The organism is Pseudomonas sp. gcc21 (assembly GCF_012844345.1).
Classification (GTDB): Bacteria; Pseudomonadota; Gammaproteobacteria; order Pseudomonadales; family Pseudomonadaceae; genus Halopseudomonas.
The window spans coordinates 1,807,255-1,830,804 of the sequence record NZ_CP051625.1; the positions used below are offsets into that span (position 1 = coordinate 1,807,255).

21 protein-coding genes are annotated in these 23,550 nt (G+C 58.7%); 5 read left to right on the forward strand and 16 right to left on the reverse strand.

What is annotated here, in order from left to right:
- Positions 1-100: 100 nt before the first annotated feature.
- The 3 genes from leuS to holA are packed head-to-tail and all read left to right on the forward strand — an operon-like array spanning position 101 to position 4,308.
- Positions 101-2,707 carry a leucine--tRNA ligase gene (leuS, locus tag HG264_RS08390; protein ID WP_169407238.1) on the forward strand — a complete coding sequence of 869 codons (2,607 nt, stop codon included), beginning with the start codon at positions 101-103 and terminating at the stop codon, positions 2,705-2,707.
- Positions 2,708-2,726: 19 nt separating this feature from the next.
- Positions 2,727-3,272, forward strand: coding sequence for an LPS assembly lipoprotein LptE (gene lptE / locus HG264_RS08395; protein ID WP_169407239.1), 546 nt, complete (start codon positions 2,727-2,729; stop codon positions 3,270-3,272).
- Positions 3,273-3,279: 7 nt separating this feature from the next.
- Positions 3,280-4,308 carry a DNA polymerase III subunit delta gene (holA, locus tag HG264_RS08400; protein ID WP_169407240.1) on the forward strand — a complete coding sequence of 343 codons (1,029 nt, stop codon included), beginning with the start codon at positions 3,280-3,282 and terminating at the stop codon, positions 4,306-4,308.
- A gap of 28 nt (positions 4,309-4,336) precedes the next feature.
- Here the strand turns inward: holA and HG264_RS08405 are convergent, their stop codons facing one another.
- The 5 genes from HG264_RS08405 to HG264_RS08425 form a co-directional block, all read right to left on the reverse strand.
- Entirely contained in the window at positions 4,337-5,194 is an 858-nt protein-coding gene (locus tag HG264_RS08405; RefSeq protein WP_169407241.1) for a universal stress protein, read from the reverse strand.
- A 296-nt stretch (positions 5,195-5,490) separates the two neighbouring features.
- Entirely contained in the window at positions 5,491-6,978 is a 1,488-nt protein-coding gene (locus HG264_RS08410; RefSeq protein WP_169409064.1) for a SulP family inorganic anion transporter, read from the reverse strand.
- Positions 6,979-7,021: 43 nt separating this feature from the next.
- Complete coding sequence (gene nhaB, locus HG264_RS08415; protein WP_169407242.1) at positions 7,022-8,530, reverse strand: sodium/proton antiporter NhaB; 1,509 nt, start codon at positions 8,528-8,530, stop codon at positions 7,022-7,024.
- A 325-nt stretch (positions 8,531-8,855) separates the two neighbouring features.
- Positions 8,856-9,515 (reverse strand): hypothetical protein, encoded by a 660-nt coding sequence (locus HG264_RS08420; RefSeq protein ID WP_169407243.1) that lies wholly within the window; start codon positions 9,513-9,515, stop codon positions 8,856-8,858.
- Positions 9,512-10,813, reverse strand: a complete 1,302-nt coding sequence (locus HG264_RS08425; protein ID WP_169407244.1) for an exo-alpha-sialidase — start codon at positions 10,811-10,813, stop codon at positions 9,512-9,514. The genes HG264_RS08420 and HG264_RS08425 overlap by 4 nt, the downstream gene beginning before the upstream one ends.
- Before the next feature lie 252 nt (positions 10,814-11,065).
- Between HG264_RS08425 and HG264_RS08430 the strand changes: the two genes are divergently transcribed.
- Both HG264_RS08430 and lipA read left to right on the forward strand, forming a co-directional pair.
- Positions 11,066-12,352, forward strand: a complete 1,287-nt coding sequence (locus tag HG264_RS08430; RefSeq protein ID WP_169407245.1) for a lytic murein transglycosylase — start codon at positions 11,066-11,068, stop codon at positions 12,350-12,352.
- A 154-nt stretch (positions 12,353-12,506) separates the two neighbouring features.
- Entirely contained in the window at positions 12,507-13,559 is a 1,053-nt protein-coding gene (lipA, locus tag HG264_RS08435) for a lipoyl synthase (RefSeq protein WP_169407246.1), read from the forward strand.
- 69 nt (positions 13,560-13,628) lie between these two features.
- On the opposite strand, the gene lipB is transcribed toward lipA, so the two are convergent.
- The 11 genes from lipB to HG264_RS08490 form a co-directional block, all read right to left on the reverse strand.
- A complete protein-coding gene (gene lipB / locus HG264_RS08440; protein WP_169407247.1) occupies positions 13,629-14,246 on the reverse strand; it encodes a lipoyl(octanoyl) transferase LipB in 618 nt (205 codons plus the stop codon).
- On the reverse strand, positions 14,246-14,521 hold the full coding sequence (locus HG264_RS08445; protein ID WP_169407248.1) for a YbeD family protein: 276 nt from the start codon (positions 14,519-14,521) through the stop codon (positions 14,246-14,248). The genes lipB and HG264_RS08445 overlap by 1 nt, the downstream gene beginning before the upstream one ends.
- Before the next feature lie 14 nt (positions 14,522-14,535).
- On the reverse strand, positions 14,536-15,711 hold the full coding sequence (locus HG264_RS08450) for a D-alanyl-D-alanine carboxypeptidase family protein (protein WP_372240231.1): 1,176 nt from the start codon (positions 15,709-15,711) through the stop codon (positions 14,536-14,538).
- A gap of 64 nt (positions 15,712-15,775) precedes the next feature.
- Positions 15,776-16,657, reverse strand: coding sequence for a septal ring lytic transglycosylase RlpA family protein (locus HG264_RS08455; RefSeq protein WP_169407250.1), 882 nt, complete (start codon positions 16,655-16,657; stop codon positions 15,776-15,778).
- Entirely contained in the window at positions 16,654-17,661 is a 1,008-nt protein-coding gene (gene mltB / locus HG264_RS08460) for a lytic murein transglycosylase B (protein WP_372240232.1), read from the reverse strand. The genes HG264_RS08455 and mltB overlap by 4 nt, the downstream gene beginning before the upstream one ends.
- A gap of 32 nt (positions 17,662-17,693) precedes the next feature.
- The gene (rodA, locus tag HG264_RS08465; RefSeq protein ID WP_256663821.1) at positions 17,694-18,848 is read right to left on the reverse strand and encodes a rod shape-determining protein RodA; all 1,155 of its coding nucleotides are present in this window, start codon (positions 18,846-18,848) and stop codon (positions 17,694-17,696) included.
- The gene (gene mrdA / locus HG264_RS08470; RefSeq protein ID WP_169407252.1) at positions 18,845-20,731 is read right to left on the reverse strand and encodes a penicillin-binding protein 2; all 1,887 of its coding nucleotides are present in this window, start codon (positions 20,729-20,731) and stop codon (positions 18,845-18,847) included. The genes rodA and mrdA overlap by 4 nt, the downstream gene beginning before the upstream one ends.
- A gap of 3 nt (positions 20,732-20,734) precedes the next feature.
- Complete coding sequence (gene rlmH, locus HG264_RS08475) at positions 20,735-21,202, reverse strand: 23S rRNA (pseudouridine(1915)-N(3))-methyltransferase RlmH (protein ID WP_169407253.1); 468 nt, start codon at positions 21,200-21,202, stop codon at positions 20,735-20,737.
- Between the two features lie 6 nt (positions 21,203-21,208).
- Positions 21,209-21,574 (reverse strand): ribosome silencing factor, encoded by a 366-nt coding sequence (rsfS, locus tag HG264_RS08480; RefSeq protein WP_169407254.1) that lies wholly within the window; start codon positions 21,572-21,574, stop codon positions 21,209-21,211.
- A gap of 17 nt (positions 21,575-21,591) precedes the next feature.
- Positions 21,592-22,242: a nicotinate-nucleotide adenylyltransferase gene (gene nadD / locus HG264_RS08485; RefSeq protein WP_169407255.1), complete on the reverse strand. Its 651-nt coding sequence runs from the start codon at positions 22,240-22,242 to the stop codon at positions 21,592-21,594.
- A gap of 7 nt (positions 22,243-22,249) precedes the next feature.
- Positions 22,250-23,515, reverse strand: a complete 1,266-nt coding sequence (locus tag HG264_RS08490) for a glutamate-5-semialdehyde dehydrogenase (protein ID WP_256663823.1) — start codon at positions 23,513-23,515, stop codon at positions 22,250-22,252.
- Positions 23,516-23,550 lie beyond the last annotated feature (35 nt).

Genomic DNA, 23,550 nt, shown 5'->3' on the forward strand with positions numbered 1-23,550 from the left:
ATAGACGCGGCGACGAATGGCAATGACTACCTGTGGCACGGCCGGTGGTGTATCCTGCCCCACTACTTTTGTGACATTGACGAGTCGACCAGCCCACGCCATGCAAGAACAGTATTCTCCCCGTGAAATCGAAGCAGCCGCCCAGGCCGAATGGAATCAGACCAATGCCTTCCAGGTCAGCGAAACGCCTGGCCAGGAGACATTCTATTGTCTGTCTATGTTTCCCTACCCCAGCGGCAAGCTGCACATGGGGCACGTACGCAACTACACCATCGGTGATGTGATCGCGCGTTATCAGCGCATGCAGGGCAAGAACGTGCTGCAACCGATGGGCTGGGACGCTTTCGGCATGCCGGCAGAAAACGCCGCCATGAACAACAAGGTGGCGCCGGCGAGCTGGACCTATTCCAACATTGACTACATGCGTACCCAGCTGCAAAGCCTGGGGCTGGCAGTGGACTGGTCGCGTGAATTCGCCACTTGCACACCGCAATACTACCGCTGGGAGCAATGGCTGTTCACACGACTGTTCAAGAAAGGAGTGATCTATCGCAAGAACGGCACGGTCAACTGGGATCCGGTTGATCAGACCGTCCTGGCCAATGAACAGGTGATCGACGGCAAAGGCTGGCGCAGTGGCGCGGTAATAGAGAAGCGCGAGATCCCGATGTACTACTTCCGCATCACCGATTACGCGGAAGAACTGCTCAGTTCCCTGGACGATCTGCCGGGCTGGCCTGAACAGGTCAAGACCATGCAGCGCAACTGGATCGGCAAATCCGTCGGCATGGAAGTACAGTTTCCCTACGACATTGATAGCATCGGTGAGGATGGCCGACTCAAGGTCTTCACCACCCGTCCCGACACATTGATGGGCGCAACCTATGTAGCGGTGGCGGCGGAGCATCCCCTCGCTACCCAGGCAGGCGCCAACAACCCCCAGCTGCAAACGTTCATTGATGAATGCAAACGGGGCGGCGTCGCCGAAGCCGACATCGCCACCCAGGAAAAGAAAGGGATGCCCACCGGGCTTTTCGTCCGGCATCCGGTAACCGATGAAAAACTCCCGGTATGGGTCGCCAACTACGTGCTGATGACCTATGGCGAAGGCGCGGTAATGGCCGTCCCCGCCCACGATGAGCGCGATTTTGCCTTTGCTCTCGAATACGGCCTGCCGATCAAGCCCGTCGTGCGTACCTCCGCCGGTGATGAAACACCTACGCCCTGGCAGGACGCTTACGCCGAGAAAGGCACGCTGATCAATTCTGACGAATTCAACGATATGGATTTTGATAGCGCGCTGACCGCTATCGGCGACGTGCTGGAACAGAAACAACTAGGCGCGCCGCGCACCCAGTTCCGCCTGCGTGACTGGGGCATCAGCCGGCAGCGCTATTGGGGTTGTCCGATCCCGATCATCCATTGTGATACCTGTGGTGATGTTCCGGTACCCGAGGACCAGCTCCCGGTAGTATTGCCCGAAGATGTCGTGCCCGATGGCGCAGGATCGCCGCTGGCGCGCATGCCGGAATTCTATCAATGCAAATGCCCCACCTGCGGTAACCAGGCCCGTCGTGAAACCGACACCATGGACACCTTCGTCGAGAGCTCCTGGTACTTTGCGCGTTATGCCTCGCCACATTACGAGCAGGGTCTGGTGGATCCGAAGGCTGCCAACCACTGGTTGCCGGTCGATCAGTACATCGGCGGCATCGAACACGCCATCCTTCATCTGCTGTATGCGCGGTTCTTTCACAAACTGATGCGTGACGAAGGCCTGGTCGATTCAAACGAGCCTTTCAAGAATCTGCTAACCCAGGGCATGGTGATCGCCGAAACCTATTACCGCCTCGAAGACAACGGCGGCAAGACCTGGTTTAACCCGGCCGATGTCACAGTTGAGCGTGACGCCAAGGGCAAGATCATCGCCGCGCGTCTGATCCGCGACGGCCAGCCGGTGGAAATCGGCGGCGTCGAAAAGATGTCGAAATCCAAGAACAACGGCGTCGACCCGCAGTCGATGATCGAGCAATACGGCGCCGATACCTGCCGCCTGTTCATGATGTTCGCCTCCCCACCGGACATGAGCCTGGAATGGTCGGATACCGGCGTGGAAGGCGCACATCGCTTTTTGCGCCGCGTCTGGCGTCTGGCCAGTCAGCACACTCAGGGCGATCGCCCGGCAGCGCTGGACACCAACAGTCTCACCGACGAGCAGAAAGGTGTACGCCGCGCGATTCATCTTGCCATCAAACAGGCGAGCCAGGATATCGGGCAGAATCACAAATTCAACACAGCTATCGCTGCGGTGATGACCCTGATGAACGTGCTGGAAAAAGCGCCACAGGCATCCGGACAGGACCGCGCCCTGTTGCAGGAAGGGCTGGAAACCGTGGCTCTGTTGCTGGCCCCGATCACTCCGCACATCAGCCATGGACTGTGGCAAGCGTTGGGCCATAGTGACCCGGTTATCAACGCGCCCTGGCCGAAGCTCGACGAGTCGGCTCTGGTTCAGGACACGCTGCAGCTGGTAATTCAGGTCAACGGCAAACTGCGTGGCCATCTTGAAGTTGCCGCAGACGCAAGCCGTGAAGTGGTTGAAGCGGCCGCACGTCAGAATGAAAATGTGCTGCGCTTCACCGAGGGATTGAACATCCGCAAGGTCATTGTGGTGCCGGGTAAACTCGTCAATATTGTCGCCAACTGAGATGCAACGGAGAGCCAACATGCTGCTGAAACGTCCCCGTCACCTGCTGACTTGCGCCATGCTGGCGGCCGGCGTGCTGCTTAGCGGCTGTGGTTTTCACCTGCGCGGTACCGGCGTCGATAGCGTCACGCTGGATGAACTCAGGTTCAGCGCGCCCGATGAACACAGCCCGACCTATCGCCAGCTGCTCGCTGCACTGCAGTCAGATGGGGTACGCATTACCGATGCGGCGGACTACCACCTGCGACTGATCAGCGATCGCCATGAACGCGTCGCGCTCAGCTATACCAGCCGTATATCGGCCGCTGAATACGAGATCCGCCAGCACCTGACCTTTCAGATCAACGATTCGGAAGGCCGCCCGCTGATCGGGCCCGAGACGCTGACCGCCCGCCGCGTCTACGTCAACGACCGTGACAACATCGTCGGCACCGCGGAGGAAGAAGACCTGCTACGCGAGGAGATGCGCCGCGACATGACGCGCCAGGTACTGTTCCGGCTGTCCAGCCTGACCGAACGCGACCTGGCTGCGCGGGAGCGGGCGCTGGATCAGCTGGCTCCCTGAGCGGCTGATGAAACTCAACGCTACTCAGCTGAGCAAGCAACTCAAGGATGAGTTAGCGCCAGTATTCGTGGTGAGCGGCGATGATCCGCTGCTCACTGGCGAAGCCGCTGACCAGATCCGCCATGCTTGCCGTCGGGCCGGCTCGGAAGAGCGCCTGGTATTTCACGTCGATCGCACTTTCGATTGGGGTCAGTTGCATGACGCCAGCCACAGCATGTCGTTGTTCGCGCAACAGCGATTGATCGAGCTACGCATTCCCGGCGGTAAACCCGGCGACGAAGGCGGCAAAGCGCTGATTGCCTGGCTGGACTCTCCTCCCCCTGACACCACGCTGCTGGTCAGCTTGCCAAAACTTGACGGCAGCACCCAGCGCAGCAAGTGGGCCAAAACCCTCATTGAACATTCCGCCTCCCGGTTTGTGCAAATCTGGCCGATTGAAGCCCAACAACTACCGGGCTGGATGCGCGACCGTCTAGCCAGCGCCGGCATCCAGGCAAGCCCAGAAGCACTGGAGCTGTTATCCGCTCGGGTCGAAGGCAACCTTCTGGCTGCGTCCCAGGAAATAGAAAAGCTGAAACTGTTCTGTAATGGCGGCGTACTGGATGTGCAGACCGTACAGGAAGCGGTAGCTGACAGCGCCCGTTTCGATGTATTCAATCTGGCGGATGCAATGCTCAAGGGCGAGCCGCAACAGGCGTTGCGCGTGTTGCACGGCCTGCGCGGGGAAGGTGTTGAAGCGCCTGTTGTGTTGTGGGCGATTGCACGGGAACTGCGTAGCCTGACCAACATGGCGCAGGATCTGGCGCGCGGACTGCCCCTGGAGAGGATCTTCGCCAGCCAGCGCCCGCCCGTTTGGGACAAGCGTAAACCCCTGTTAAGCCGCGCCTTGCAGCGGCACCCTGCCCCCGCCTGGGAAAGCTGGCTCAGCATCGCCCAGCAAGCCGATGAGCAGATCAAGGGACAACAGGCTGGCTCTCCCTGGGACAGCCTTGCCCGCATCGCGGTAGAGGTCTCCGGGGCGCGGCTGAAGCTGTAAGCGGCCTTGCCCCCTGCTATCGCTTAACCTAGCGCAGCAATAACACCGGGCCGGTAGCCTTGCGCAGCAGATGCGTGGTGGTACTGCCTACAAAAAACTGACGGATCCGCGAGTGTCCATAAGCCCCCATCACCAGCATGTCGATGCCATGCTGCGTCTGATAGCCCAGCAGAACCTGCTCGACGTCCCCCGCACGAATAACGCTATGCACTGTAAAACCGGCGCGCTCGAGACGCTGCCTGGCCGCGTTCATCGGTTCCCGGTGGTCACTGGTGTCGGGACCAACCATCACCAGGTGAATAGGCATTCCTTTGAACAAGGGGCTTTCGGCCAGCATATCTACACCCTTGCGGGTCGTCGCACTGTTATCGAAGGCCAACATGACGCTGGTTGGCCGATGAAAGTCGCCGGTTGTAACCAGAATGGGGCGGTGCATGGTGCGGACAACACTCTCGAGATGGCTGCCCACGTGGCTTCCCAGCGAATCGCCCGCTTCGCCCTGACGGCCGACAACCAGCAGGCGGATCTCCGATTCCAGCTCCAGCAATGTGTCGGTCAGACTGCCATGCCGCTGACGGCTCTGTAGCTCGACGACACCGGCTGCGCGGGCCCGCTCAGCGGCCGCCTCGAGTAGGAACTGGCCCTGCTCACGCATCAGCTTTCCGCGTCGGGCATCGAGTTCCGCGAGCTCATTCAACAGATGTTCGCGACTGCCCAACCCGATATTACCCGACAGATCAGTCACCTGCGGCGCATAGGTATGATCCAGCACGTGCATCAGAGTCAGCGGCGCTGCCAGTTGCAGACTGGCCCAGGCAGCGTAATCACAGACTGCGCCGGCTGAACGGGAGCCATCAATACAGGCGAGCACATCGAGTTTAATCATTGTTTTGTCTCCTGCTTAGGATCTGTTCCCGTTTCATCGCGAGCCGCGTTGCTGTGTCAAATGGCGCCAGGCCGGGCGGCGATCCGCAAGGCGCGGGACGCAGGTAATGGTTGTTCCCTTGCCAAGTCCCGCAACGCCGCATGGCGTCATTTGACGCGTAACCCGTAGGGACGGGGCCCGTTTAGCGCGGCACTGCGTTACTCGTCGCTCATTTGGAACAACCAAATTTCGTTCCTCGCGCCTTGTTCTGCACCAAACGGGCCTCCGTCGCGGCCGCGATGAAACGGGAACAGACCCTAGTGATCCATCAGCCGGTCTACCGCTTCCGGCTTGTCCTGAACACCGAACCGGTCGACGATGGTTGCGCTGGCCTCGTTAAGCCCGCGGACTTCAACCTCGGCGCCTTCCCGGCGCAACTTGATCACTACCTTGTCCAACGCCGCAACAGCTGTAATGTCCCAGAAATGCGAACGGGACAAATCAATGATCACCTTATCAACGGCTTCCTTGAAATCAAACGAATCAACGAACTTGTCGCTCGAACTGAAAAACACCTGACCCACTACCCTGTAGGTGCGCTCGCGGCCACTGGCGTCCTGCTCGCTATTCACATAGAGGAAATGGCCGATTTTGTTGGCAAAAAACAGGGCTGCCAGCAGCACGCCCACCAGTACCCCATAAGCCAGGTTATGCGTGGCAACGACGACCGCCACTGTCGAGACCATCACGATATTGGTGGACAGCGGATGCTTCTTCAGATTGCGTATCGAATCCCAACTGAAGGTACCTATGGACACCATGATCATCACGGCTACCAGCGCTGCCATGGGAATCTGGCCGACCCAGTCACTTAGGAACACCACGAGCAACAGGAGCCCTACCCCGGCAACCAGACATGAGAGACGGGTGCGGCCGCCGGATTTCACGTTGATGACCGATTGCCCGATCATCGCGCAACCCGCCATGCCGCCCAACAGCCCGGAACCAATGTTCGCAATACCCTGCCCTTTGCATTCCCGGTTCTTGTCACTGGAGGTATCGGTCAGGTCATCCACGATAGTCGCGGTCATCATGGATTCCAGCAAACCAACCACCGCGAGGCCTGCCGAGTAAGGAAAGATGATCATCAGGGTTTCAAGGTTAAGTGGCACCTCCGGCCAGAGGAACACCGGTAACGTATCCGGCAACTCACCCATATCACTTACCGTACGGATATCCAGCCCCACCGCCATAGCCAGGGCGGTAAGCACCAGAATGCATACCAACGGCGACGGAATGACCTTGCCAAGCTTAGGAATATAGGGGAACAGATAGATGATCGCCAGACCGCCCGCCGTCATGGCGTAGACATGCCAGGTGACGTTGGTCAGCTCGGGTAACTGCGCCATGAATATCAGAATCGCCAGTGCGTTAACGAAACCGGTCACCACCGAACGGGACACGAAGCGCATCAGCGATCCAAGTTTGAGAAAGCCTGCTGCGATCTGCAGCACACCACAGAGGATTGTCGCGGCAAGCAAGTACTCCAGACCGTGCTCCCTGACCAGAGTCACCATTAACAGCGCCATGGCACCGGTAGCCGCAGAAATCATGCCCGGCCGACCCCCGGTAAAAGCGACCACCACCGCGATGCAGAACGAGGCGTAGAGGCCAACTCGCGGGTCTACGCCGGCAATAATCGAGAATGCGATGGCCTCGGGAATCAGCGCCAACGCCACGACAAGACCGCTAAGCAGGTCGCCGCGAACGTTGGAAAACCACTCCTGTTGAACCCTTTCGATCATAGTCATACTCAATCACTGTTCCTTTCTAGTAATGCTGCAAGCGTCAAAGCCAGTTCACCACAGCAAAATACCCGACGCCTCCCAGCATCAGGGTATAGGGGAACGCCATCACTACCATGCGGCCATAGGAGAGCCGGACCAGCGGCGCAATCGCTGAGGTCAGCAGGAACAGGAACGCCGCCTGACCATTCGGCGTCGCGACGCTGGGCAGGTTGGTTCCGGTATTGATGGCGATCGCCAGCAGCTCGAAATGCTCGCGGCTGATCGAGCCGGCATCCAGTGCCTGCTTGATCTCGCTGATGTATACAGTGGCAACAAAAACGTTATCGCTGATCATCGACAGCACCCCATTGGCCAGAAAGAACATGCCTGGCTGGGCCGATTCAGGCATCGCCAGTACCGCTGCGATAATCGGGCTGAACAGATGCTGCTGATGGATCACCGCCACAATGGCAAAGAACACCACCAACAAAGAGGTGAAAGGCAGTGCTTCCTGGAACGCCTTGCCGATCTGGTGCTCGTCGGTTACCCCGTTGAACGTTGCCATCAGGATAATAGCCATCAGACCGATCAACCCGACCTCTGCCAGGTGAAAAGCCAGACCTATCACCAAAAGCACTGCCGCGACTGCCTGCACAATCAATTGCGCCTTTTGCGCGCTGGTGCGCTTAAGCCGCTCACTAGCGGCAAACTCTTCCAGCACACGCCGGACGTTACGCGGCAATTTTGCGCCATATCCGAACGAGCTGGTTTTCTCCAGCAGCAGACAGGTCAACAATCCTGCCGCCAATACCGGCATGCTGACGGGGGCCATACGCAGAAAGAATTCGATGAAATCCCATCCCACCACGCCGGCTATCAACAGATTCTGCGGCTCGCCTACCAGCGTACAGACGCCACCCAGTGCTGTACCGATAGCACCGTGCATCAGCAGGCTGCGAAGAAAAGCGCGGAAGGTCTCGAGGTCATTGCGGTGCAGTTCGAGAGGTTCATCCTCAACCTGCACATCGACGTTCTCGGCCCGGGCCTTTTCCGGCGCGGACGCGACGCGGTGATAGACCGAGTAGAAACCTACCGCAACGCTGATGACCACTGCGGTGACCGTCAAGGCATCGAGAAAGGCTGACATGACCGCTGCGGTGAGCGAAAAGACCAGCGCCAGACTGGATTTCGAGCGCACGCCCAACAGGATCCGGGTAAACACCAGAAGCAGCAGATCCTTCATGAAATAAATACCCGCCACCATGAACATCAGCAGCAGGATGACCGGAAAGTTCGCCTGCATTTCGGCGTACAGAGCGTCCGGCGTAGTCATTCCTATGACCAGCGCTTCCAGGGCAAGCAGTCCGCCCGGTAGCAGCGGATAGCATTTCAGCGCCATCGCCAGGGTAAAGATGAACTCAACGACCAATAGCCAACCGGTTATATAGGGTCCGGCGACCCACAGTACCAACGGATTCAGTACCAGAAAGGCGACGATGGTTCGCTTGTACCAGGCAGGAGCCTGGCCCATGAAGTTATTCCGAAAAGCCAGAGACATCGACTGAGACATGATGATCCTATCCAGAGCGGGCATGGCCTTCAGCTCGCTACGATGAATAAAAGTAAAAATGCGGGGAGCGGCAGGCCGGTCAGGCGCTACCGTTTTTAAAAACTACAGCTGTCCATACGTCGAATAATGACGCACAGGCAGAGCCAGGCGACAAGAGCGCCTGGAGCCGGAGGGGATACTATGGTGGCGTAACGCCGGTAAAGCAGCGCATTGCAAAGACCTGTGCGACAAGTGAATGGATATTCGTCAGACAGGTAAATCCCGCCTGCTACAGCAACATCCGGACATAATTGATGCGCACCCTATCACATCCGCCTGGCTCAGGCTATGCGTTGCTGCGCCCCGCCTGGCCGGATTCTCCGAGGCTTCCTTCCATCGCCGTTACCGAGCGGCGAATGCGCACTTTCCGCGATGCTATCCAGGAGACGCCGGTAACAACCAGAGCGCCTATCGAGTACAGGAAGATGAACGGATCCAGCAGATAATCCCAATAATTATCCGAGGGTTTCACATCGAGTACGAAAGCGCCGGTCGCAGCGATCAGCAGAAACGCGCCAGCCGCATTGCGTAACAACACCATCAGAAGAGCCACTACCGCGACAGCGATGAGCAAGGGCCGTGGATTGAAGCCCCAACCGTAGGTATCGATCATGCCAACGCCCATCGCAGCCGGAAACAGCAGTGCCCCGCCAACAGCAAAACAGATCCATAACTGGGTAATCTGCGGCCGCGACCAGGCATTGATGAAACCCAACCGCATCAGCGCACCGGCAGCCAGCCAGACCATACTGGTGCACGCGAGGTCATCCGTGAGGCCCCGCAGATATCCTGACAGGGACATGCCGCCAATCAGCGGCAGCATGCCGAGCACGGTCAAACCGGCCAGCACACCAAGGCGCCGGTTACGACTCAGCTCGCCAAGCGGTAACAACAGAAACAGCGTAAGCGAGAACGTGAGGTAGGTTTGCACACTCAGCAAAATCATAGTTGCGCCTCTACCCATGCAGCGTTGAAAGCGACGTGCTTGATGAAACTGTTGTTCCAGACATAGACGAGATGATACCGACCATCAGATGCGCGAATCAGGGACGGGTATTCATATTGGAAGTCACACAGGTTGTCCTTGCAGGTTCGACGGTCCAGTTTCTTCAGGTACTCATCGACCAGCTTCCGGCGGGCGCTCCCGCTGGAACTGAGAAACGTCGTCGCCAGCAGCGGTTCGTAGAGGTGGCGAGGGATCGCATCCCCCTCTCGATCCGGCGAAGCGTCAATCTCGGCGACCATTGACCAGGTCACCAGATCCGCGTCTGCCTCGTCCAGAGTCAGCCGGAACCGCCCATCAACCAGGTTGTTTTGCGCAACCAGCAGACTACCCCTGTGTGATTTGACAGCCGCCAGCGACGCGTTGGGGTTCCACGGCGTAACCGGCCATTCGGGCAGCCAGGTTTGTCCGGCGTCGTTGGTGATGGTCGCAAGCACGTGAGGGTTTTCGCCGGCCTGGCGCAGCAATGCAACCGCCCGCTTCCCGTCAATTGGCACTATGGTGGGCTGCAGCGAATTGTCGCCATCGGCTATACGGAACTTGTCCTTGATGCGCCCTTGCGAGTCCAGATAGAGATATTCGGGAAATTTGCCAAGAAACTCATGATATACCGGCAAGCCAATCGAGCCGTCGGCATGAAACACTGGAGAGGTGCGCACCAGCGTACTGATATTGACGAAAGGCGAAGTCACCAACTGGCGGGGCCTGGACCAGCTTTCACCGAAATCTTCGGACACCATCACATTGATTGCGCTACCCGCCCAGCCACCGACCGAAACAGATACATAGAACAACCAGAGGCGCTCATCCGGTGCCAAGGCTACGACAGGATTACCCAGCTTGCGGATGGGCTTGCCGACGCTGCGGCGTGTGGTCTCACGGTCAACCAATACCGACTCAGCGCCCCATTGGCCGCGCATCGCATCGTATCGGGCCCCGCGGATATCTACGTCTGCTGCGCCTTCGCGTGAACCGGCGAACCAGACGGTAAGCAAGTCGCCATTCGGCAACGCGGTGACCGACGGCGAATGTACGAATTCGTCCAGATCTGACGAGGCGAACTGCTGTTCAAACAGGGGGACATCGTCCAACTGGCGGGTTTCAGCGCTAGCCGTCAGTTCATAGGTTGCAAAATCGGCCATTGCGTAGGACGGATGATTCAACCATGCCGCAGTAAAAATAGGCACTATCAGGGCAACGGCCCAAAGCTGCCAACGTCGAGATTCCTTAGGAGACGCCATTGCTTCCTTTATCTTGTTTTTCGAGGTGAGAATAAAGCGAACGTGTTCGCCGACAGTGGGCAGCGGATGGCAGCACTATAGCAGGAGAACGCAACGGCGACAGCACCAGCGAACCGGTTTTTACACCCCCGAACTGGCCGTTCGTCAGGCGCCTACACGCACTGTTACACCCTGACCGCGACTATCGGTGCACTGCCCTGGCGTATGGTTGCCATGCTACAGTTCCCTCAAAAACCAACATCGGAATCATCAATGCTCAACAAGCTAATGCGCTACCGTGCCAGCGGACGCAGACTGACCGTCGCTGGCGCCAGTCTCGTATTGCTGGCCGCGTGCGCAAATTCATCGATAGAAGCTTCGAGTACACCCGCTTCATCTACTGAAGTCTCTGTCCGGCAGGAACAGCAACAGCCCAGTTTTGCCGAATGGCGGGCGCGGTTCCGTGAAGAGGCGCTCGCTGCCGGTATTCGCCCGGCGGTTTTCGATAATGCCTTCAAGGATATCGAGCCGGATTCCGCGATCGTTCGGGCCGACCAGAGCCAGCCGGAGTTCACTCGCCCGGTCTGGCAGTACCTGGACGGGGCTGTATCGCCACAGCGATTGGCGCAGGGCCGTCGGGCGTTATCGCAATATGCAGACACGCTGGATACGATCGAACAGCGCTACGGCGTGAGCCGTCATGTGCTTGTGGCCATCTGGGGCCTGGAAAGCAACTTCGGCAACAACATCGGCGACAAGTCGGTAATCCGTTCGCTGGCTACTCTGGCGCATGAGGGTCGCCGTCCGACGTTTGCACATACCCAGCTCATCGAAGCGCTAAAAATCCTACAACAGGGAGACGTGCCGCCGTCGCGACTGCTTGGATCCTGGGCCGGCGCAATGGGCCAGACCCAGTTCATTCCCAGTACCTTCAACAGTTATGCCGTGGACCTTGACGGCGATGGCCGTCGCGATATCTGGCAGTCGCCAGGCGATGCGTTGGGATCGGCCGCCAATTACCTGTCTCACTCGAACTGGCAACAGGGCCTACCCTGGGGAACCGAAGTGAAGTTGCCACGTGATTTTGATTTCGCGCTGGCTGATATGGCCATCCGCAAACCCGTATCCGAGTGGCTATCGCTGGGAGTGGAAGCCGGCACCGACCCAGCCATACCTTCGCGCCTGCGCGACAAGGAGGCGTCATTGCTGTTACCCGCGGGCTATCGCGGCCCGGCCTTCCTGGTCACTGGCAATTTCCGCAGCATACTGCGCTACAACAATTCCACCAGTTACGCACTGGCTATTGGCCTGATGTCTGACCGGTTGCAGAACCGTGATGATATCCAGGCCAGCTGGCCACGGGACGACCGCCCACTCTCTCGTTCTGAACGCATCGAACTCCAGGAACGCCTGGATGCGGGCGGTTTCGATCCGGGTAGCGCCGACGGAATTATCGGTGCCAATACCCGCCAGGCGATCCGACGGTTGCAGAACAGCCTGGGCATGCCCGCAGATGGCTATGCCACCCACGCCCTGCTGGAACGTCTTCGTGAGCATTGATTACCTTGACGCAACTGGTCCGTAAGCACCCTGCATCGCTCTTGTGCAGGGTCGTTCGGTAGCGCCCTTGTGTTAAACTCGGCCACATTGTGATGGCCAGACCGGCCACCAACTCTATCTAGTCGGCTTCATTCAACAGGAGCGAGAACCATCCATGAGTGACGAAGTCTCCAAGCATGTCGCCAGTGGCGAGAAGTTTCGCAATTCGCAAGGCATACGCGCCATCAAGGATGGTCAGAAGCGACGTGCCGGAGAAGCCGAACCGGTAATTTTCGAACCGAAGCCCAAATGGCTGCGGGCACGCATCCCGGCGGGTGACCGTTTTGAAGCCGTAAAGGCCAATGTCACCTCACACAAGCTGAGCACCGTTTGCCAGGAATCGCATTGCCCCAACATGGGCGAATGCTGGACCAATGGCACCGCCACCATTATGTTGATGGGCTCCGTCTGCACCCGCGCATGCCGCTTTTGTGCCGTCGATACCGGCAACCCCAACGGTTGGCTGGACCAGGACGAGCCGGAAAATACCGCCAAATCTGTTGAGCTCATGGGCCTGCGCTACATTGTGCTGACGTCGGTCGACCGCGACGATTTACCCGACGGCGGGGCCAATCATTACGCCGCTGCCGTACGAGCGATCAAACTACGCACGCCGCAGGTGGTGGTCGAAGCCCTCACCCCGGATTTCAATGGTGTGCACAGCGCTATCGAAGCGGTGGTTGATTCAGGGCTTGAAGTGTTTGCGCAGAATGTCGAAACAGTCGAACGCCTGACCCATGAAGTGCGTGACCCCCGCGCCGGTTACCGCAAAACGCTGGATGTATTGGCCCATGCCAAGCAGCACCGCCCGGATGTGATCACCAAGACCAGTCTGATGCTGGGGTTGGGTGAGACCGATGAGGAAATCCTCGCCACCTTTGATGATCTGCGTGCGATTGGGGTCGACATCGTCACCCTGGGACAGTATTTGCGTCCGACCAAAAACCACCTGGCGGTCAAACGCTGGGTGACTCCCGAGGAATTCAACCGCTATCGGGAAATTGGTCTTGCCAAGGGCTTCATGGAGGTCCCTTCTGGGCCGCTGGTACGCTCCAGCTATCGCGCCGACCGCGTGTTTGAGAAGAATAATCTGGGTCTCGCCGAGCCGGCTTCGGTACCAGGCCAGACGCCGCAGTCAGATCTGATCCCCATCCGCTCGCTCAGCTGAGCATCCCGAGGGGATGGCGGTATAGCTCCGCCGACTCCATGCCGATTCGCCCGCCTTCACAGCCGGCATTCAGGCGTATCCAAGCTGCTTCTTGAGATGGGTGGCGAGTCGCGTGCCGACTTCAGTCATATCGGGCGGGGGACTGACAAGCCCACGCATCTGGGTCATCGCCAGCCCGGCATACCCACAAGGGTTGATGCGACTGAAGGGTTCCAGATCCATATCCACGTTCAGTGCCAGACCGTGAAAGGAGCAACCACGGCGGATGCGCAGGCCCAATGAGGCAATTTTGGCGTCGTCTACGTATACCCCCGGTGCATCCGCGCGCGGCGCAGCACAAACGCCGTATTCGGCCAGCAAATCCACCAGACTCTGCTCCATAGCGGTGACCAGCTCTCGAACGCCAATCCCGAGGCGTCGGATATCAATCAGCAGGTAAGCGACCAGTTGGCCAGGTCCGTGATAGGTAACCTGCCCACCACGCTCGACACTGACTACCGGAATGCCCCCCGCCGCCAATACGTGCTCGGCCTTGCCAGCCTGTCCCTGGGTAAACACGGACGGGTGCTGCAACAGCCAGATTTCGTCCGGCGTATCGCTATCGCGCTCGGCAGTGAAAACGCGCATGGCCTCCAGGGTTGGCTGATAGTCCACCAAGCCAAGTTCGCGGATGATCAACTGCGGCATCAGAGAACCATTTGAACCCGCCCGGAGGCTTTCAGCTCAGCATTCAGGGCCTCAAGCTGATCCGCCCCGGTTGCTGTTATCACCATCCGGATGGAAACGAAGCGTCCATTTTTACTGTCACGTACATCAATCGAGTTGCGGTCAAAGCCAGGCGCATGGCGCTCGACGATCTCGCTGACCAGCTCGACAAAGCCTTCCCCCGCCGCACCAATTACCTTTATAGGGTACCGACAAGGGAACTCGATACGCGGTGCATCGCTAGTCGAATCGCTCATACCAATCCTCCGGTTCAGTCAAACAGTCCGTAAAAGAACAGGCGAATGCTGTCCCACAGACGACCAAAGATCCCAGCTTCTTCTACGTCGCTGAGCGCAACCAGCGGAGCGGCATGCACCACTTTTTCACCATCACGTACTTCGACCTGTCCGAGCACGTCGCCAGCCGCGATAGGCGCCTTGATACGGCTGTTCATGACGATGCTGGCTTCAAGTTTTTCGAGCTGACCCTTCGGCAGAGTCAGAACCAGACCGTCGCTGAGTCCCACGTCAACCGTATCCTGCTCGCCAGCCCAAACGCGGGCCTGGGACAGCACTTCGTCGGCCTCATAGAAGGTCCGGGTCTCGAAGAAACGGAATCCCCAAGTCAGAAGCTTCTGGGTCTCGGCCGCGCGTGCTGCTTCACTGCTGGTGCCCATTACCACCGAGATCAAGCGCATGTCATCGCGCTTGGCCGAGGCCACCAGGCAATAGCCGGCCTCATCGGTGTGCCCGGTTTTAAGGCCATCCACAGTGCTGTCGCGCCAAAGCATCAGGTTACGGTTGGGTTGCTTGATGCCTTGCCACAGGAACTCCTTTTCCTTGTAGATGCTGTAGTGCTGCGGGTCGTCACGAATGATCGCCTTGGCCAGGATAGCCAGGTCACGGGCGCTGGACACATGACCCTCAGCCGGCCAGCCGGTAGAGTTCTCGAAATGGGTGTTCGTCATGCCGAGGCGCTGGGCATGGGCGTTCATCAGGTCGGCAAAGGCTTCTTCGCTACCGGCGATATGCTCGGCCAGGGCGATGCTCGCATCATTGCCCGACTGGATAATGATGCCGCGCAGGAGGTCGATTACCCGAACCTGGCTACCGACCTCAATAAACATTTTGGAGCCGCCCTTGCGCCAGGCCTTTTCGCTGACCAGCACCATATCCTCTTCCTTGATCTGTCCGCGCAGGATTTCAAGGCTCGCAATATAGCTGGTCATCATCTTGGTCAGACTGGCTGGGGGCAGCGCCTCATCCGCGTTGTGCTCAACCAGCACTTCCCCGCTGGTGGCGTCTACCAATAGGTAGCTGCTGGCGGCCAGCGTTGGGGCCGTCGGCACAATAGGCATTGAGGCGGCCGCCGGATCCGGCACTGGGGTGGGCGTAGGGGTCGGGGTTTGCGCCACAGCTACACAGGAGGCAAGCGTAGTGCCGGTAATCAACACGGTTTGGAGGAATTTTTTAAGCATGATACTCACGTAAGTAAATGTACTGGGCTGATGATCAGTTGGATGTAACCAGGGTGGCGTTGCCCAGATTCGCCACTCGAAGCGCTTCGATCAGCTTCTGCGCCTCGTCATGACTGGCTACCGGACCGAGACGGACCCTATGGAATGTCCCGGTTGGCTGTTGAACAGGCGTCACGAACACCGTGGTATTGAGTGCATTCTGTAACCGCACACGCAACTGCTCTGCCGCCTGACTCGACGAAAAAGCGCCAACCTGTAAAAACATCTGCTGCCCCGGTGCGGATGCGAGGTTCTCTATCGGCGGGTTCTTCTTGACCAGGTATCCCGGGTTGTTCTGCTGTTGCCAAGCCACCGGGTCGATGCCTTCGACCAGCACCTGCGCTGTGCCCTTTTCCGCAAAACCCAGCTTCTTGGCGGCAGCATAAGACAGATCGATGATCCGGTCCGAGTAGAACGGACCCCGGTCGTTCACACGCACGATCACGGTGCGCTTGTTCTCGAGGTTGGTCACCCTGACGTAGGTCGGTAGCGGCAGGGTCTTGTGCGCAGCAGTCATGCCGTAGAGATCGTAATCTTCACCGTTGGCGGTCAGCTGGCCGTGGAATTTGGTGCCATACCATGAAGCAGGCCCCGTTTCGCGGTAACTGCTGCCGTCCTGCATGGGGGTGTAGTACTTGCCCAGGACCTTGTACGGGGTCGCCTTGTACCGACCGGTATGCGGTACCGGGATGGCGTCAGGGATGGTCGAAACGTCAACTATGTGCGTAGGCGCGCCGTCCTGCATCGGTCTTATCGCAGGCTTGCTTACCATGCCGCTCCCCTGCCCCGGTTGAGGCGCAGACGAACAGCCAGCGAGCACTCCCAGCAGCAGCGACGCCGCAACGATTCGCATGCGGCTCGAGGTTCGCATTGTCATTGATCTCTAGCCTCGCGTATCAGGTCAGCTAATTGATGAACTACCATGGCATACATCACACTCCGGTTGTAGCGGGTGATGACGTGCAGGTTGTGGAGTCCAATCCAGTATTCCATGGACTCACCCACATCAAACTCGAAGGCCATCACCTCAGCCTCGTCTGCCAGCTCGTGCTGGATATCCCAGCCGAGTTCCTTCAATGCAGCCACGCTGCGCCGTGCCTCGAGTCCTTCTGCAATAGTCAGCCCTTTGCTGAACTGCTCGCCTGACACAGTAGCCTGAACAGCCACGGTGTCGCCGTGCTTCCACTTGTGCTCAGCAAAGTAGTTCGCGACGCTGCCAATGGCGTCGACCTGATTGTTCCAGATATCAACCTGCCCATCGTCATCGAAATCCACCGCAAAGGCCTGATAACTGCTGGGGATGAATTGCGGGAAACCCATCGCGCCAGCATAGGAACCTGTGAGACTGAGCGGGTCGACCTGCTGCTCACGCGCCAATACAAGATAGGATTTCAGCTGCCGACGAAAGAATTCAGCCCGCGGCGGATAGTCGAAGCCCAGCGTGGTCAACGCATCGATAACGCGGTGGCTGCCCTTGTTACCGCCGTAGAAGGTTTCTACGCCGATGATGGCAACAATCACCTCCGGCTCCACGCCGTATTCCTGCTCGGCACGCGCCAGCGCCTCGGCATTGCGCTCCCAGAACTCGACGCCGCCGGCAATACGCTTGTCAGTGATGAATATCTTCCGATATTCGTGCCAGGGCCGGACCCGCTCAGCCGGACGCGAAATCGCATCGATGATGCTTTGCTTACGTTCCGCCTGGGCCAGCAGGCTTTTCACATATTTCGGAGGAAAGCCATGCTCCGCCTGCATTTCTGCAACGAAGGGCGCAACCGCTGCATGGTCTTCTCCATAATCGGAGGCCAGCAACACAGGGCTGAACCCGGCCAACACGACAACTGCAGTCTTATGCCGCAGCCATCCGCTCACAGTATTTATCATGCAGAATCCTGATTCCCGGAACAGCTTGATCATCTTCCCTGTGCCATCCACTTGTGGTGCGTATGGATTGACATCAGGATGCCAAAACCTGCCAGCAATGTTACCAGCGAGGTGCCGCCGTAACTTATCAGCGGCAAGGGTACGCCGACCACCGGCAACAGGCCACTCACCATCCCGATATTGACGAAAACATATACAAAAAATGTCAACGTGACACTACCGGCCAACAGCTTGGAGAAATTGTCATGGGCATGCTGAGCGATATACAGCCCGCGTAACACAATCAGCAAATACACTACCAGCAGCAGGCAGACACCGACCATGCCAAACTCTTCGGCCAGCGCGGCGATAATGAAGTCGGTATGCCCTTCGGGAAGAAAATCCAGATGTGACTGGGTACCCTGCAACCAGCCCTTGCCCAACACCCCGCCGGAACCGATAGCGGCTTTTGACTGGATGATATTCCAGCCTGCGCCCAGCGGATCGCTCTCGGGGTTGAGAAAGGTTAACACGCGAGTCTTCTGATAGGCGTGCATGCCAAAAAACCACATACCTGCACCGGCGGGCACCAGCAATACCGCAGCGCCGAGAATATAACGCCAGCGCAGCCCGGCAAGCAGTATCGCAAAGAAGCCTGAGCTGGCGATCAGTAGCGAGGTTCCCAGATCTGGCTGCTTGAGAATTAACAGCACAGGCAGCCCGATGATCAGCAGGCTCAAACAGACGTATTTGAAGTTCGGTGGCAATTCTCGCCGGGCCAGATACCAGGCGACGCTCATCGGCATGATCAGCTTCATGATTTCCGAGGGCTGAAAACGCATCAATCCCGGAATACTCAGCCACCGTTGGGCGCCCTTCGCCTGCACGCCAATCAGCAGCACAGCGATCAACAGGATGACCGCACCGACATAGGCAAACGGCACCCAGCGTTGCATGAAGCGCGGCTGAAACTGGGCGACGACTATCATGACCGCGAGCCCTACCGCATAAGCAGCTCCCTGCCGGTAAAGCATGGCGGTATTCATACCGCTGGCAGAATACAGAACGAAACCGGCAACCCCGGCAAGGGTCAACACCAGCAACAAAAGCCAGGGATCTATATGCAGCCGCAGCCATAGCGGCTCACGACGCTGCAACCCTTTCTCTCCACCCGTGACTGCTCGGGTACTGGCCCAGGATTTCACGGTTGCACCTCGGCGGTCAGTTCGTCAGCGCCGTCTTCATTGATCTGTTCACCCTCGGACAACAACCAGGCATCGAATAATTGGCGGGCCACCGGTGCTGCGACGCGCCCGCCCGACTCGCCGTTCTCGACCATGACAGCCACGGCAATACGTGGCGCATCGGCCGGTGCAAAACCGACATACAGGGCATGATCACGGTGACGCTCAGCCAGGCTGGCTGAATCGTAGCGCTCGCCCTGGGCGATGGCGACAACCTGCGCTGTGCCAGTCTTTCCGGCGATACGGTAGGGCGCACCGAGGGCCGCCGCTCTCGAAGTACCATGGGGGGCATGCATAACATCTTCCAGCGCTTCGGTAATGAAGTTCCAGTCGTCAGGATTTTTCAGCTCGATATCGTCCGGCGTATCCGACTCGTCAGGCAGTACCCCTTCGGCATGCATCATCAACCGGGGTCTACGCCACACGCCCTTGTTCGCAATCAGTGCAGTGGAATGCGCCAACTGCAAGGGGGTGGTAAGCATATACCCCTGGCCGATCCCGGTGATTACTGTCTCGCCCGGGTACCAGGGCTGACGGCGCGTTGCCCGCTTCCACTCACGGGACGGCATCAGTCCTGCAGCCTCTTCGAACATATCCAGCGAGACGCGTGTACCCAGGCCGAATTTACTGAGGTACTCATGCATACGATCGATGCCCAGCTTGTGCGCCAGATCATAGAAGTAGGTGTCGTTGGACCGGGCAATCGCACGGCGCATATCCACCCATCCATCGCCGCCACGATTCCAGTTACGGTACTTGTGACTGTGGTTCGGCAATTGAAAGAAGCCTGGATCGAACACGCGGTTATTACGCCCTACGATGCCCGTATCCAGTCCAGCGATGGCTACCAGCTGTTTGATCGTCGAGCCCGGTGGATACAGCCCCCGCAGCACACGGTTGAACAGTGGCTGGTCAAGCGAGTCCCGCAAAGCGCCATAGTCGGCGTAGCTTATACCGGTGACGAACAGGTTCGGATCGAAGCCCGGCTGACTGACATAGGCCAGCACCCCGCCGGTCTCCGGCTCGATAGCAATGACCGCCCCCCGACGTTTACCCATTGCCTGTTCGGCGACCGCCTGCAGACGGCTATCAAGGTGCAGCGTCAGATCGCGCCCAGGCACGGGATCGGTGCGGTCAAGTACACGCAGGACCCGGCCCCGCGCATTGGTCTCAACCTCTTCGTAACCGACCTTCCCGTGGAGCAGTTCTTCATAGAAACGTTCGATGCCAGTCTTGCCGATATAATGCGTGCCGGCATAAGCGACTTGATCGATCTGCTGCATTTCCTTGTCATTGATACGTCCAACATAGCCCACCGCATGGGCAAAATGCTCACCCAGCGGGTAATGCCGCACAAAACTGGCCTGCACCTCCACCCCAGGTAAACGGAACCGGTTAACGCCGATGCGCGCGATCTGCTCGTCATCAAGTCCGAACATCACCGGCACCGACTCAAAGGGCCGGCGCGACTGCATCAACCGCCTCTGCGCACGTTCGATCTCTTCATCATCCAGCTCCAGCAACATCTTGAGGAGCTCAAAGGTCGCTGCCACATCAGGGGTACGCTCGCGCGTAATATTCAGACTGAAACTTGGCCGATTCTCCGCCAATACCACGCCATTGCGATCATATATCCTGCCACGGGACGGCGGAATCGGTTGCACATGGACGCGGTTGTTCTCGGACAGCGTGGAATGATGCTCGAACTGGATCACCTGCAGGTAATACATCCGCGCAACCAGCGCCAGCAACAGCAGGACAACCACCGCCGCAGCCAATAACAGGCGCTGCCGGACGATGCCCGCATCCTTGCTGTGGTCCTTGAGGTGAATCGGTTTGGCCATGTATCACTTATGGTAGGGGTGGCGGTTCAGAACGGTCCAGGCGCGGTAAATCTGTTCGGCCAGCAGTATACGCACCAGTGGATGCGGAAGCGTCAACGCCGAAAGTGACCAGCGCTGATCGCTTCGCGCTGCAACCTCTTCGGCCAGGCCTTCCGGCCCGCCCACCATCAGATTGACGTTGCGGGCCTCGAGACGCCAACGTTCAAGTTGCTCCGCGAGCTGTTCGGTGGACCAATTCCTGCCGGCTACTTCAAGCGTAACGATACGGTCACCCGGCTGCGTCGCGGCCAGCATCTGCTCGCCCTCACGACGCATCAACCGGGCGACGTCGGCATTCTTTCCCCTGGTGGAAAGGGGAATCTCAACCAGATCCAGAGGCAGGTCGGCAGGCATGCGCTTGGCGTACTCCTGATACCCCTCTTCCACCCAGCGCGGCATACGGGACGCCACGCTGATCAAGCGTATACGCAATCCGGATTACTCTGCGTCGGAAGCAGACTGCTGCTGTTCGCGGCGCGATTCGGCGCTCTGCCACAGACGTTCCAGATCATAGAACTGGCGAGTCGCCGGCTGCATGACGTGAACGACGATGTCGCCCAGATCGACCAGGACCCATTCACCGGAGTCCTTGCCTTCCACGCCCAGGGGACGACATCCGGCTTCCTTCGCCTTCTCCACAACGTTGTCGCTCAACGAACTGACGTGCCGGTTGGAGGTGCCGCTGGCGATGATCATGAAATCAGTCACACTGGTCAGCTCACGCACGTCGATGCGTACCACATCCTTGGCCTTGAGCTCATCCAATGCACTTTCTACTACCTGGACCAGGTCATCAATCTGCATGCGGGGGTAAATCCTCATTAAGTGGGCTGGTATAGCCCATTGGTTTCAATATAGCCAAGCACGGAGCCCGGTAACAGGAAGCGCGGTGAGCGGCTTTCTGCAATCAAACTTCGGATATGGGAAGCGGAAATTGCCAGAGGCGTCTGAGTCAAGCCGATTATCTGCCCATGACGTGCGGTCGCCTCGGAAGGGTCGTTAACGCTGCGCGCGGCCATCAGGTCCTTGAGCACCTCCGGCGCATCGAGATCATAGTCGGGTCGCTGCAAAACTACCAGACTGGCCAGATCGAGCAGCTCAGCCCAGCGATACCAGCTCGGCAGGCCACAGAACGCATCCCAGCCCACGACCATGAACAAGGCTACGTCATCACCCAGTTCAACCCGAAGCGATTCAAGGGTTTCAACTGTATAGGAGGGGCGTTCACGGCGCAGCTCCCGATCATCGACAACCAGCCCGTCCGCGTGCTGCACCGCCAGTCTTACCATATCCAGGCGCTGCTCCGCAGTGGCACCGGGTACGTCACGATGCGGTGGGCGGGCACTGGGAATAAGCCTCAGCTCGTCCAGCCCCAACCATTCGTGCACCTCAAGCGCGCTGCGCAGATGACCGTTGTGAATCGGATCAAAAGTGCCTCCGAACAGGCCAATGCGGCGCGTAAGGCGAGTCATCCGAAACTCACTGGCGAATGTGCCCGTCGCCGAACACCACGTACTTCTCGCTGGTCAAGCCTTCCAGACCCACCGGCCCGCGGGCGTGAATCTTGTCGGTAGAGATGCCGATCTCGGCACCCAGGCCGTACTCGAAACCGTCGGCGAAACGCGTCGAGGCGTTGATCATCACCGAACTGGAATCCACTTCAGCAAGGAAGCGCCGGGCGCGGGTGTAATCCTCCGAAACCATGGCGTCGGTGTGCTGGGAGCTATAGGTATTGATGTGTTCGATCGCGGCGTCCATATCCTCTACTACCCGGATTGACAGAACAGGCGCCAGATACTCGGTATTCCAGTCCTCTTCACTGGCGGGCGCTGCGCCGGCCACAATCCCGCAGGTGGCGGGGCATCCGCGCAGCTCAACTTGCTTCTCGGCGTAGCCCTGCGCTATCCGGGGCAGAAACGCCTCTGCTATGGCCTTGTGCACCAGTAGGGTTTCCATTGCATTGCACACACCATAACGGTGGGTTTTGGCATTGAGGGCGATGGCTTCGGCCTTGTCCAGATCGGCTTTGTCATCCACATACACATGGCAGATGCCGTCGAGATGCTTGATCACCGGTACGCGCGCGTCGCGACTGATCCGCTCGATCAGACCTTTACCGCCACGGGGAACGATCACGTCCACAAACTCAGGCATGGTGATCAGGGCGCCCACTGCAGCGCGGTCAATTGTTTCCACCACTTGAACAACTTCCTGCGGCAACCCTGCCTGGTCCAGCCCGCGGCGCAGGCAGCGCGCAATTGCCTGGTTGGAATGGATCGATTCAGAGCCACCCCGCAGGATGCAGGCATTGCCGGATTTCAGACACAGACTGGCCGCTTCGACCGTCACGTTCGGACGCGACTCATAGATGATGCCGATGACGCCAAGCGGTACACGCATGCGCCCGACCTGAATACCCGAGGGCAGGAATTTCATGTCGCGAATAGAACCGATAGGATCAGACAGCGCGGCCACCTGGCGCAGGCCCTCGACCATCGCTTCAAGGCGCTCCGGCGTCAATGCCAGCCGGTCGAGCATCGCCTCGTCCAGCCCGCTCTCACGCCCGGCCTGCAGATCGAGCGCGTTGGCCTCAATCAGCTCGGCGCTGGCCTCGATGATTGCATCAGCCGTTGCCAGCAACGCCTGGTTCTTGACAGCCGTGCTGGCGCGGGCGATAACACGCGAAGCCTGGCGGGCCTGACGACCCAGCCCTGCCATGTATTCGGTTACCTGCTCTGTATTCATGCCCATCCTGAAATGCCTGCCGGAACAAAAGCCGC